At 61.5% G+C, this 12,436-nt stretch carries 8 protein-coding genes and 2 pseudogenes; 2 read left to right on the forward strand and 8 right to left on the reverse strand.

What is annotated here, in order from left to right:
• Nucleotides 1–191: 191 nt before the first annotated feature.
• The 5 genes and pseudogenes from ACWJKU_RS16290 to ACWJKU_RS16310 all read right to left on the reverse strand — a co-directional run bounded on the left by ACWJKU_RS16290 (nt 192) and on the right by ACWJKU_RS16310 (nt 4,812).
• The gene (locus tag ACWJKU_RS16290) at nt 192–911 is read right to left on the reverse strand and encodes a response regulator transcription factor (protein ID WP_454143935.1); all 720 of its coding nucleotides are present in this window, start codon (nt 909–911) and stop codon (nt 192–194) included.
• 78 nt (nt 912–989) lie between these two features.
• Nucleotides 990–2,651: an ATP-binding protein gene (locus tag ACWJKU_RS16295; protein ID WP_454143937.1), complete on the reverse strand. Its 1,662-nt coding sequence runs from the start codon at nt 2,649–2,651 to the stop codon at nt 990–992.
• Nucleotides 2,652–3,028: 377 nt separating this feature from the next.
• Nucleotides 3,029–3,421 (reverse strand): annotated as a pseudogene (locus ACWJKU_RS16300) (IS3 family transposase); the annotation flags it as partial.
• A 62-nt stretch (nt 3,422–3,483) separates the two neighbouring features.
• Nucleotides 3,484–3,837 (reverse strand): annotated as a pseudogene (locus ACWJKU_RS16305) (transposase); the annotation flags it as partial.
• An 81-nt stretch (nt 3,838–3,918) separates the two neighbouring features.
• Nucleotides 3,919–4,812, reverse strand: a complete 894-nt coding sequence (locus ACWJKU_RS16310; protein WP_454143939.1) for a hypothetical protein — start codon at nt 4,810–4,812, stop codon at nt 3,919–3,921.
• 448 nt (nt 4,813–5,260) lie between these two features.
• On the opposite strand from ACWJKU_RS16310, the gene ACWJKU_RS16315 reads away from it, so the two are divergent.
• On the forward strand, nt 5,261–6,193 hold the full coding sequence (locus ACWJKU_RS16315) for a multicopper oxidase domain-containing protein (RefSeq protein ID WP_454143941.1): 933 nt from the start codon (nt 5,261–5,263) through the stop codon (nt 6,191–6,193).
• A gap of 18 nt (nt 6,194–6,211) precedes the next feature.
• On the forward strand, nt 6,212–7,207 hold the full coding sequence (locus tag ACWJKU_RS16320) for a multicopper oxidase domain-containing protein (protein WP_454143943.1): 996 nt from the start codon (nt 6,212–6,214) through the stop codon (nt 7,205–7,207).
• 93 nt (nt 7,208–7,300) lie between these two features.
• On the opposite strand, the gene mltB is transcribed toward ACWJKU_RS16320, so the two are convergent.
• The 3 genes from mltB to prlC form a co-directional block, all read right to left on the reverse strand.
• A complete protein-coding gene (mltB, locus tag ACWJKU_RS16325) occupies nt 7,301–8,485 on the reverse strand; it encodes a lytic murein transglycosylase B (protein WP_454143945.1) in 1,185 nt (394 codons plus the stop codon).
• Nucleotides 8,486–8,578: 93 nt separating this feature from the next.
• A complete protein-coding gene (locus ACWJKU_RS16330) occupies nt 8,579–10,087 on the reverse strand; it encodes an ArnT family glycosyltransferase (RefSeq protein ID WP_454143947.1) in 1,509 nt (502 codons plus the stop codon).
• A gap of 276 nt (nt 10,088–10,363) precedes the next feature.
• A complete protein-coding gene (gene prlC / locus ACWJKU_RS16335; protein ID WP_454143949.1) occupies nt 10,364–12,409 on the reverse strand; it encodes an oligopeptidase A in 2,046 nt (681 codons plus the stop codon).
• Nucleotides 12,410–12,436 lie beyond the last annotated feature (27 nt).

The following is a 12,436-nucleotide window of genomic DNA, read 5'->3' on the forward strand; positions in this document are numbered from 1 at the left end:
GGCACATGGTTTACATCCGTTAAGGCATTGGCGAGGATGAAACGGAAAACCCTCCGAGCGCCCACGGACGCGCAGGGATGCGATTCGCGCCGGAATTCGGCGCATTCCGGCATTCCGAACCGCCCGCCGTCAACCCGGCGGCTGCGCCGCAAGCGTGACGAGGCCGGGGCAGGCCGCTCCCGGCATCTCGCTCACGCCCCCGCGCCGTCCCGGGCCATCAGATCCGATTCCTGCGAGGCGTCCATCTTGTAGCCGTATCCGCGGACGGTTTTGAGAAGCTTCTGGTCGTAGCCTTCATCGATCTTGCGCCGCAACTGGCGGACGTAGACGTCGACCACGTTGGTCATGGGGTCGGCGCTATAGCCCCAGACCTGCTCCAGAATTCGGGTCCGGCTCAAGACCTTGCCGGGCGCCCGCATGAAACTCTCGAGCAAGGCGAATTCCTTGGGCGTGAGATCGATCGACTGGTTGCCGCGCCGAACCTCGTGGGTCTCCTGGTTCAGCACCAAATCGGCGATGCAGAGTTCCTTGGGCTCGGCCTTGAGCCCTCCTCCGCGCCGGCGCATCAGTGCTTCGATGCGCGCCAGCAGTTCCTCGAACGAGAAGGGTTTGGTCATGTAGTCGTCCGCCCCGGAGCGGAGGCCGGTCACCTTGTCCTGCACAGTATCCATGGCCGTCAGCATGAGTATGGGCGTATCAATGCGGCCGGCGCGCAGCCGCTCGCACACTTCGAGACCGGTCAGATCGGGCAGCTTTCGGTCCAGTATGATCAGCCGGTAAGCCGCCGCCGCACCGAGCGCGGCCGCCTCTTGTCCGCTACGGGCGACATCCACCTTGTACCCTTCGGCTTTCAATCCCCGCCTGACGAACTCGACGATGCGCTCGTCGTCTTCCACCAAAAGAATGTCCAAGCTCTTGTTACCTCGGCTAAAAAGCGTTTTCGGTTCAGATATTTGCGCTTGTCCTGCAATAAATCATTCCCTTGAATATCAAGCGGCCGATTCCCGGGCGTACTCCGGGGCGCCGTCGAACGCGTCGGCGCCCGCTTCGAGGACGTCCTCGTTCCGTTTGATCAGCGGCAAAGTAACAGCAAATGTCGTGCCGCACGTTTCGGCGCTGTCCGCCGAAATCTCCCCGCCGTGAGCGGACACGATGGCCTTGGCGACCGGGAGTCCGAGGCCGGTGCCGTCGTCGCTGGAGCGGCGGGCGTTCAGGCTGCGGTAATAGCGGTCGAAGATCAGCTCCAGATCCTGGGCGGGAATGCCGATGCCGCGATCGTTGACGCGCAAGGTCGCTTCGCCTCCGTCGGCCGCCAAGTCTATGGCGATCCGCCCGCCGGCGCTCGAATACCGGCAGGCATTGTCCCCGAGAATGAAAATGACCTGTCGGAGCCGCTGCTTGTCGCCGCGAACCCACATCGGCGCCTCGGCGACGTTCAGCGCCACCTCGATCGATTTGTCCTGTGCCAGCACGCGGATGTCCTCGGCCGTGTTGACGACCAGTTCGGCGAGATCGAGCGTTTCCCACTCGAACTGCATGTGCGCGGTTTCGGCCCGGGCGAGGAACAGCAGATCGTTGACCAGCTTGCCCAATTGCAGCGACAGATCGAGAACCCGCTGCAACGATTCCTTGTACTCCTCGGCGTCCTTGTTTCGGCCGCGCAAGGTGACTTCCGCCTCGCCGCGGATCACCGTGATCGGCGTGCGCAGCTCGTGGCTGATGTCGGCGAAGAACTGCCGCCGCGCGTGGTCCAGGCGTTGCAGTTCGCCGTTGAGGTGGTTCAGTTCGAGCGTCCGCTCGGCCACTTTTTGTTCCAGCACGGCGCGCGCCTCGCCGAGCTTGCGCCGCTGGACTTCCAGCTCCTGGGCCATTTGGTTGAAATGCTTGGCGAGATAACCGAACTCGTCGCGGCTGTCGACGGCGATGCGATACATCAGATTGCCCGCAGCGATTTCGTCGGTGCCGCGCATCAGGGCCTCGATCGGCTTGCGGATGCTTCTGAACAGCAGGACGCCGGCGGCGATGCTGAAAATCACCGAGATCAGCGCCGTGCTGATGGAAATCCAGCTCGACAGGCCGACCAGTCCCATCAAGCGTTCTTTCGCCACCAGCGCCCGCTCGCGCTCGCGGTCGATGGCGTCGTCGATGAGCGGGTCGAATTTACGGTCGATATCTTCCTCCAGCACCTCCGAGAGCAGCAGCAATGCCGCGTCGCGCCGGCCTTCGTGGCGCAGGCGGTCGACCTGGTCGAAGCGGTGCACGCCGACTTCGAGCGAGGCGCTCAGCCGGGCGATGCTGTCCAGCTCGCTCTGGCGGCCTTGCCAGGCTTCGCTGCCGCTGTCGCCGGCACCGTCGATGTCCGTCGCCGCCGCCTTTCTCAGCCGTTCGAGAGCGTCGTGCAGGCGCTGCCGAGACATTTCCACGTCCGCCGCGGTGCCCTGCCGGTCGACCAGGAGCAAATCCATACGCTGCTTAAAGTAACGATAAGCCTCGCGATACAGTTGCTGATAACGGTCGAAAGCCTCGTAGGCCGACTGGCTGCGGGACGAGTACAGAGCGATTTTGTGAGACCCCCAGTACAGGGTGAAACCGAGCACGAAAACAAAACACAGAGAGATGGCGACGACCAGCGCCAATCTGACACGCAACATGAACCATTCCGCCCGAAAATGGCGCAGGGCTTGCCTGCGCGGTGTTGTGATCGAATCCGGATTCCGTTTCGGTCATTACCGACTGACGGTAAGCGACACGGCCGTTTCGAATCTTGTTTCGGGGGATGGTAATACTAAAAGCGCCGAATGCGGAATTCGGACGGCGGCATCGGCAAGGAATCGCGCCCCACGAACCGCGTCGCCGCGCAGGCCGGGAATCCTTTCCCGATGCGCGCGGATGCCATCGATTCGGGTTCGGAACTTTATATAGGGGTGACTCGAGTCGCCCCATGTCCGTATTGAAAATGCGCCCAATCCGCCCGCCAGCTTTAGCTGATGGCCGGGTGAGGTCGGTTGGCAATCGTGGACGCCAAAGATCAAGCCGCCCGCTGATTCCGATAGAACGGTTGGGCGTAGGCCGCGGGCGACAGATAGCCTAATCGAGCCTGGCGCCGTTGGCGGTTGTAAAAGATTTCGATCCATTCGGTGATCTCCGCAATGGCCTCTTGGCGGGTAGCGTACCGTCGGTGATGGAGCAACTCGTTCTTCAACGTGCCCCAGAAGCTCTCCATAGGGGCATTATCCCCACCGTTGGCTTTCCGGCTCATGGAGGCCTGAAAACCGAACGGCTCCAGCAGCGCCCGATAGGCGTAGGCGACATACTGGCGGCTCCGATCGGAATGGTGGATCAGGCCCGGAGCGGGCCGCCGGATCGATACCGCCCGCCACAGAGACTGGCTGACCAGCGCCGTCGTCATGCGTTCACCCATGCATGCAACACCTCCGTCTCATCATTGGAAACTTTGGTGTCCACTTTTTCCAGCTTACCTCACTCCGGCGTCGACTGGAGGGTACGGCCGTCGAGGATCATGACCGAGGGTTGGCCGGCGCGCCCGGCAGCCAGCCGCAGAAGCACGCGCAGGTCATGGACCAAGGCTTCGAAACAGCCGGCGCGAAGCCAGCGCTGAGTTTGTTGGTAGACGGCCGCCCACGGCGGCAGGTCATGCGGCAGCAGGCGCCAAGGGGCGCCGGTGCGGACCAGCCGGCGCAGGGCATTGAAGACCTCCCGCAGATCGTGCTCACGCTGCGGGGCATCTTCCCGAACGAGCGTGAGATAAGGGGCGACAAAGCGCCATTCCTCGTCGGAGACATCACTGGGATAAGAACGGCGTTTGAGTTCGGTCATACCGACTCATGACCGCCCTCCTCAAAAAAGCTCATAACAGGCTCCAATTATGTGCTTGCATCGTGATCGCCGAGACGGTATCTACAAAACTCCCGAAACCGCCTGCTCGAGCAGGACCGCATCCTCTTCTCCGAATCCGCCGTCGACCAGACGCAGCAGCGCTTTCTCGGCACGCGAGGGAAATTCCCAGCAACGGCTCAAGGCTCGCAGTAATCCGGCAAGTTCGTCCTCGGCCGCCGGCGACAGTGTTTCGTGCGGCGCCTTTCCTTCCCGACGCAAGACGCATTCGACCAGAATCGCGCCCAGAAAGCGCAGGCTGTGGATCACATGGGTATTCATGTCGCTGACGAGGTAATCGAATTTTTCCGCGAAAACCTTATCGCCCAGGTAAAGGCTGAAAAAATTCTGTCGGACGGCCTGAAGAATCAACCTGAAAAATTTCCTCTGGCCTTCATGGAGATCCCGGTCGTGGAAGAACTTGAAGGCATGCTCGAGATCGTGCACGAAAAAAGCGAAGCCGTTCGGTTTCTTGAGAACCGGTCGCAGCAGCCGCGGATAATCGGCGACGACGGTCACCGGCCGCCGGCCCGCCGCCTGCATGTGCAGCACATCATCGGGCGCCGGAATGCGCTCGGTCAGCACTAGCGGCCATGCGCCGCGCAACCAGGCGGAAAGCGCCACCGAAACGTTCGGGATGATGCCGAGAAAGTGATAGCGCTCCACGCGGTCGATCAGCCGTCGCTCCAATTCCTTGCCGGCCGATCGGTCGAATTCGGCCAGCCAGGCGGAAGCATCCGGCCGCGGATCGTTTTTCGACTTGCGGGAGGCGAAACGCCGGCCGTGCGCCGCGATCTGCCAGTTAAGAAAATACAGCGCCGCATAAGCGGCGTCGCTCAAATCCCGGGAACGCCAACGCGCGGCCAGCTCGGGAATTCGGGCCAATCGGTCGGATGAATTCGGCACTTGTCGTCTCATGCGATGACAATTCGACGCTATTGTCGCCCAGGCACGGTTGCCGGCAAAGACCGCCGATCTACGACGGCATCGCTTATTTCGGCCCTCTGTCCGGGACGGCCGGGACCGATGGCATAAACCTCCCGATACGCCCGCACTGGGTCTTCTGCCGCAGCGCATCCGAAAACAGAACCATAAACCCTCCATTTATCAGGTTTTTGTACGTTGGCCTGCAAATTGCCCTCTTTAGCCGCCGGCATTCGCGACTCGACCCGTTCGATTGACGGATCGTTTCCGTGCTCGCCCAAGCGGTTCATCCGACCGGGTTTTAAAGCCTTTTCATCTCGCGTTAAAGGCATTCCGCACGAAGTGTGTGCCGTGCAGGGGCAGCTGAGTCGCCCCTGCATCCGATTGGAAAGCGCTCTGCCCCGCATCGCTTGGCCAGCCATTTCCCAAGAAGAGTCAAAGCATGAAAAAACTAAAACGATTGAAACTAAGACACGCGGCGCCCTGGTGCCTCGCGGCTTTGTTCGGACAAGCCGAAGCGGCGACGCAAAACTTCACCCTGTACGTGTCGCCCGGAACCTGGCCCGTCAACGGCGCCGGCGGAGCGGTCGTCAACGTCTGGGGCTACGGCGAACGGGCCGCCAATCCGACAATCCCGGGTCCGGCCCTGACCGTCTACGAAGGCGATGTCGTCAACCTGACCGTCGTCAACAACCATTCGATAGACCACAACCTGGTCATTCAGGGCGTCAGCACCGATCTTTCGGCCATCCCGCCCGGCGGCAGCAAAACCTATTCGTTCGCCGCACCCGGCGCCGGCACTTATCTTTATTCCGACACGCTCAACAACAGCGTGAACCGGGAAATGGGCTTGTACGGCGCCTTCATCGTCCGCCCGGCGGACGGCGGCAATCAGGCCTGGACCGACGACGGTCCCGCCTACACTTTCGAACGCACCTGGGTGGCCAGCGACATGGACAAGCCGCGCTGGAACGATGTCGCGGGTTCGGGCGGCATCGTCGATACTGCGGTCTATAAACCCAATTACTTTTTAATCAACGGCCTGGGCGGATTCGAAGGCATGATGGACCCCGTGACGACCATCGACGGCATGGTCGGCGAAACCGCCCTGGTGCGCATCGTCAATGCCGGGCAATACAGCCAGTCCCTGCATTTACATGCCAACCACTTCGAGGTTTTGACCAGCAACGGCGTGCGTCAGTCCAGCCCGTATCAGGAGCTCGACACCATCAACGTGCCGCCCATGACTACCGCGGATGTGCTGTTCCATCTGAATCAGCCGGGACATTATCCGATGCACAACCACACCGCTCAGATGGAAACGGCAAACGGCGTTTATCTGAACGGCGTCGCCACCATGATCATGATGCACTGATGACGGAGACCGAGATTAATGTCCATCGGAAGCTATAAAAAACTCGCGACGGCCTTGCTGCTCGGCGTCGACCTCCTGGGGCCGGGCGCGAATGCCGAGGCCGCCACGATCAATCGCAGCTTTTGCGTCAGCTCGCTGAGCAAATCGCTCAGCGGTCAATCGGTGCGCTTCTGGGGCTTCGGCGACTGCGGCGGGATGATGGGCGGCGGGTCGTCGCCGGGTCCTGCAATCGAGCTGGGCGCGGGCGACACACTCAATCTGTCGCTGATGATCAATATGATGACGCCCCAGGAAGCCGCCCCCTACAACGGCCACACCATTCACCTGCACGGGGCCGACGTTCCGACCTCCGAAGACGGCGTACCGGAAACCAACAACAATGCGGTGAACGGCGATACCTACACCTGGACGCCGCAAACGGGACATGAGGGCACTTACATGTACCATTGCCATGTTCACACCGTGAAACATCTGGAAATGGGCATGTACGGCGCGATCGTGGTTCGGCCCAAGGATGCCGCCGGCAATCTGCTCAACCGGATCACGCCTAATCCGGCCAGCGCCTACGACTACTCGCAGATCTACGTGCTCGGCACGGCGGACCCGGCCTATCACACCGCAAGCGGCGACTCGACCGTATTCGGCGACTACAATCCGCAGTACTTCCTCATCAGCGGCAAGGAAGGCAAAACCGTTTCTGCGCCGGCGATATCGCTCGCGGCGGCGACCTCGAAAAAAGTCGCGCTGCGGCTCGTCGGACTACATTCCACCAACGGCACCTTCGCCATCAAGGACGGTGCCGGAAAGCTCAAGCCCTTCACGGTCTATGTCCGGGATGGGCGCGCCCTGCCGACCCCGAAAACCGTCACCAGCGTGGACATTTCATCCGGTCAGCGCTTCGACGTATTGACGACCCTGCCCGCCACCAGCGGAACCTGGTATCCGCAAGTCACCTATAAACGGCTGCGCGACAATTCGCCCTATGCCACGGTGTACGGGAAGATCGCGTTTTAGCCGCCATCGGTTCCGGCGAAAAAGCCCGCTTCGCGCGGGCTTTTTTCTACCGCCGGGCCAGCCCGTTCGAGCAACCGAAAATACCGTCTCCGGTTACTGCAATGACGCCACGCTCTCGAAATAGCGCCGCTTGATCGCCTGCGCGAGCTGGTGCACGGCCATGGCGTAGTGGGTGCTGTGGTTGTAGCGGGTGATCACGTAGAAGTTCTGATGCCCGAGCCAGTATTCGTCGCCGGAATCGGCGCTGAGGCGGAGCAGGCGCACCGTCGAATCGCTGTCCAGCGAGGCGGCGACGGGTTGAATTCCGTAGTTGCTCAGGGCTGCCAAGGAATAGCGGGTATCGAATCCGGATTCGAGATTCCTGGCCATGGCGCCGCCCCGGGCCGCGGTTACCACCGGCTCGCCCGGCCGCCAGCCGTGGGCCGCGAAATAGTTGGCGATGCTGCCGATGGCGTCGACCGGGTTCCACAGATCGCGATGGTTATCGCCGTCGAAATCCACCGCCCATTGCAGAAAACTGCTGGGCATGAATTGCCCCAGCCCCATCGCGCCGGCATAAGATCCCACCGGCTGGGACGGGTCGACCCGTTCGTCCCGCGTCATCAGCAGGAACTTTTCCAACTCGGTTTGGAAATATTGGCCGCGGCGAGGATAGTCGAACGACAACGTGGTCAGCGCATCGATCACCCGATGATTGCCTACGTTGGCGCCGTAAATCGTCTCGACGCCCATGATTCCGAGGATGTACTCGGGCGGCACGCCGTACAGCGTGCTGGCGCGGTCCAGCTCCGCGGCGTAGCGGCGCCAGAAGGCGGTCCCGCTGGAGATGTGCTTCTCGGTGAGAAACTTGGAACGGTAACGCGACCAGGCGCCGGGACGCGGCGGCCCGGCCGTGCCGGATTCTTTGCCCAGATAATCGAGCGTCCACTGCTTGCGCTTGGCCTGCGAAAAAACGCCGTTCAGATACTCGCGGGAAAATCCGTGCCGGCTGATCATGTGATCGATGAACTGTTGCAGCGCCGGGTAGCCGGCGTAATCTCCGGTGATTCGGGATGCCCGGTAACGGCTGCCGGCCGATAGGCCGCTACGGATCGAAGCGGACGCGCGCGGCGCGACCGCGATCGTCCGCCCGTCGGAATTCCGGGACGGGCGGAGCGGGGGAACGACGTCGGCCTTGCCGATTTTCTTCGACGGCTTCGGCGGCTGCCGGGTGGCGCAGCCGGCCACTAAGACCGCCGCCAGGATCAACAGCACTACGGGTTTCAATTTTACGGTCATGAGCGTCTCGAAACGGGGGGAGCAAGGATCGGGGAGTACATATCACACGTAGAACTACGCCATTGTCAACGGCCGCTCTGCTCTATCCCGCGCCTAATCGATCAGGCTCCCCAATATGTCCGGCCGCGCGAGCAAAACGGACGCCTTCCAGAGTCCGACGCGATGACTGCCCCGGTAAGGCTGGGCGAATTCGGCGTTCGCTTCAAGGTTTTTTTGGCGGTCGCGATAGACGATGACGACATAATCATCGGGATGCGCCGCCAGCCATCCGGACAGCACGGTGCGCTCGTCAAGCACCTGTAGCGGCGCTTGCAGCCGCCCGACGAATTGAAAATCCCCGCTGTATTTTTCCCAATGGGCGATCGCGGCTCCCTGCGCCTGCAATCGAGCGAGGCGCGCGCCCATAGGCCGCATGTCGAGGTGGGATCGTCCCGCCTCGACATAAATCAGATGCGCGGCCAGCGCGACCCCGATCATCGCGCCCGCGACGCCCCGCACCATCGATGCCGGGCCGGCAGGCCGCCATAGCCATAGCAAGGCGCCCAGCCCGATAATCAGCACTTTCGCAGCGAGCGGCGATTTTTCGGCGACTTCCATGACCGTACCGCCGACGCCGCCCGCGAAGGTGGGAAGCAGAGCCAGCACCAGCCCCGAACCGAGCACGACGGTCCCGAAAGCCCTAAGGCCCACGCGCCCGAGCCGAATCGACGGATCGCCGAATACGCGGGCGAAGATCAGCGCCCAAACCGGCAAGGAAGGCAGCAGGTAATGAATTTGTTTGGCGCTGATGGCTGTCAACAGGATCAGTACGGTTCCGATATGAAGCGCGCAGAAGCGTAATCCCGGGTCCGCTCTCAGCTTTGCCGCGTTATACCAGAGCTTCGGCCAGAGAACCCAGGGAAACAGGAAGAGCGGCAAGATGGCCGCATACCACCACCAGGATCGCTTGTGCGCAAAGGAGTTGGCGATACGGCCGACCGATTGGCCCCAAAAAATGGCTCGGCGGTATTCTTCGCCGCCCGACAGTCCGGCGGGTATAGCCCACGCCAGCGCCACGACCGCGCCCAAGAGGGTGGCCGCCAGCACGCTCGCGTACCATCCGGCCCAGCCCGAGCGCGGATTCCGCCCTATCCACCACGGCGCCAGCAAAGCCGTCGGCAATATGAACAGCAAGATTATGGGGCCCTTGGACAACACGCCTCCGCCGATTCCGGCGGCCGTCATCAGCCAGCCGAGATAGGAATCTTCCCGGGCCGCCCGCAAGAGGCCCAGCACGCCCAGCAGGGCGAAAAAGGTCACCAGCATGTCGTAGAGGGTGAGGGTCGTCCACAGGCCCCAAACCGCGAGGCCCAGCAGAGTCAAAGGCGCCAGGCGGGACACCGGTTCCCGATCGGGCCAGAGCCGACGCGCCAGGCGCTCGGTCAGAACGAGATTGGCCAAGCCGAACAAGGGGCCGATCATTCGCGGCGTCCAGTCATTGACGCCGAAGATGAGCCAACCGAGATGGATAAGCCATTGGAAAAGCGGCGGTTTGTGACTATACGGTTCGCCGTTCAGATGCGGCACGAGAAAATCGCCCCGCAGCCACATCTCCCAGGCCACCGAGACCGCTCGGGTTTCATCGACGGGTGCAAGAGGTCTGAGAGCGAGTCCGGAGAAGACGAGAACACACCAGAGAACAGCGTAATCCCTGGCAATCGGCCGGTATGGCATAGGTGTCGTTGTTATGGATTAAGTTTCGTTACGAGAAACCGCGACTCGAGAGCATCTCCGCTCGAGCCGGTTCGACGATCCGGGCGACAATACGGATCGGCGGGCCGAAGAAACGGCGAGCGGACCGCGCGGCGCGGCGGGCTCGCCGTTATCCCGCTCGATCCGCTAGGCCGCTTCGACGATGCCGTTGTGCCGAAGCAAGGCATCGATCGTCGGCTCGCGGCCGCGAAACGCGACGAAAAGCTCCATCGCCTTGCGGCTGCCGCCCCGTTCGAGGATGTTTTCCAGGAACGAACGGCCGACGTCGGGCGCGAAAATGCCTTTTTCCTCGAACAGCGAGAAGGCGTCGCTGGATAAGACTTCCGCCCATTTGTAGCTGTAATAGCCGGCGGCGTAGCCGCCGCCGAAGATGTGCGAGAAACTGTGCGGGAAGCGGTTGAACGACGGCGGAATCAATACCGCCACCTGTTTTCTGACATCGTCGAGAATCGGGTAAATCCGCCCGCCCCGACTCGGATCGTATTCCGAATGAATACGAAAATCGAAAAGGCTGAATTCGAGCTGGCGGACCATCTGCATGCCGGACTGGAAATTGCGGGCGGCGATCATCTTGTCCAGCAGGTCTTTCGGCAAGGGCTCGCCGGTCCGGTAGTGGCCCGATATGAGCCCCAGCGCCTCGGGCTCCCAGCAGAAGTTCTCCATGAACTGGCTCGGCAGTTCCACGGCGTCCCATTCGACGCCGTGGATGCCGGAAACGCCGAGATAGTCGACCTTGGTCAGCATATGGTGCAACCCGTGGCCGAATTCATGGAACAGGGTCAGGACCTCGTCGTGCCGCAGCAGGGAGGGCTCGCCATTCGTGGGAGGCGTGAAATTGCAGGTCAGATACGCGACCGGACGCTGAATCTTCCGGCCGATTCTGCGCCGGGTGACGCATTCGTCCATCCAGGCCCCGCCGCGTTTTTTGGGACGGGCATAAAGATCCAGATAGAAACCGCCCTGCAACTCGCCCGCGCGGTCATGAATCTCGTAGAACTTCACGTCCGGATGCCAGACATCCACGCCGGTTTTTTCCTGAATCCGAAGCCCGTACAAGCGCTCGACCACGCCGAACATCCCGGGAACCACGCGGGTCACGGGAAAATAGGTTCGAATCTCTTCTTCGGACAGGGCGAACTTGTGCTGCCGCAGCTTCTCGGAATAATAAGCCAGATCCCAGGATTCCAGCGTTTCCTGGCCGTATTCCCGGCCGGCGAAATTTTTCAGATCTTCGAGATCGCTCTTGGCGTGCGGCAAGCTGCGGCGCGCCAGATCGTTCAGAAAATGCATCACCTCGTCGGTCGACGGCGCCATCTTGGTGGCCAGCGACAACTCCGCGTAGTTCGGGAATCCGAGGAGTTGCGCCTCCTCGTGGCGCAAGGCCAGCATTTTTTCCATGATCTCGGAATTGTCCCAGCGTCCGCCATCAGGCCCCTGGTCGGAGGCGCGAGTGCTGTAAGCAGCGTAGAACTCGCGGCGCAACTCCCGATCGTCCGCGTAAGTCATCACCGCAATGTAAGACGGGAATTCCAGGGTGAACAGCCAACCGCTCTTGTCCTGCGCCGCCGCCGATTGACGCGCCATCGCGATCGCTGAGTCGGGCAAGCCGCTTAGCCGTTTTTCGTCTTCTATAAGTTTGCTCCAGGCATGGGTTGCGTCGAGCACGTTGTCCTGAAACTGGCTGGAAAGCTTCGAGAGTTCTTGCGCAACTGCCTTGAAGCGGGATTTTTTTTCCGGCGGCAACTCGACCCCGGATAAACGGAAATCCCTGAGAGCGTTTTCAACGATCTTCTTTTGCGCGGTGTCCAGCCCGGATGCGCCGGCGCCTTCGGCGAGGCTGCGGTAGGCCGCGTACAAATCCTCGTTCTGCCCGATTTCCGTGGCGTATTCGCTCAACAGCGGCAGACAGGCATTGTAGGCCTCTCTAAGTTCGTCGCTGTTCACCACGGCATTCATGTGGCTCACCGGCGACCATGCCTTGTTGAGCCGGTCATCCAAATCTTCCAGCGGCTCCACCAGGTTTTCCCAGGCGTATGCTTTGCTGGGTTCAAGCAGTTTCGCGATCGCCGCGCGATTCTCGTCCAGGAGCCGCCGGACCGCCGGCATGACGTGCTCGGCCCTGATGCGGGAAAACGGCGGAAGACCTTCCATATCGAGTAATGGGTTGCTCATATTTCTCAAATCTATCACAGGGCGCCG

Source organism: Methylocaldum sp. MU1018 (genome assembly GCF_053646775.1).

Bases quoted from the DNA above. Each gene is read 5' to 3' on its own strand.
- prlC (WP_454143949.1), bottom strand. From the start codon at position 12,409: ATGAGCAACCCATTACTCGATATGGAAGGTCTTCCGCCGTTTTCCCGC.
- ACWJKU_RS16295 (WP_454143937.1), bottom strand. From the start codon at position 2,651: ATGTTGCGTGTCAGATTGGCGCTGGTCGTCGCCATCTCTCTGTGTTTT.
- ACWJKU_RS16320 (WP_454143943.1), top strand. From the start codon at position 6,212: ATGTCCATCGGAAGCTATAAAAAACTCGCGACGGCCTTGCTGCTCGGC.
- ACWJKU_RS16315 (WP_454143941.1), top strand. From the start codon at position 5,261: ATGAAAAAACTAAAACGATTGAAACTAAGACACGCGGCGCCCTGGTGC.
- mltB (WP_454143945.1), bottom strand. From the start codon at position 8,485: ATGACCGTAAAATTGAAACCCGTAGTGCTGTTGATCCTGGCGGCGGTC.
- ACWJKU_RS16310 (WP_454143939.1), bottom strand. From the start codon at position 4,812: ATGAGACGACAAGTGCCGAATTCATCCGACCGATTGGCCCGAATTCCC.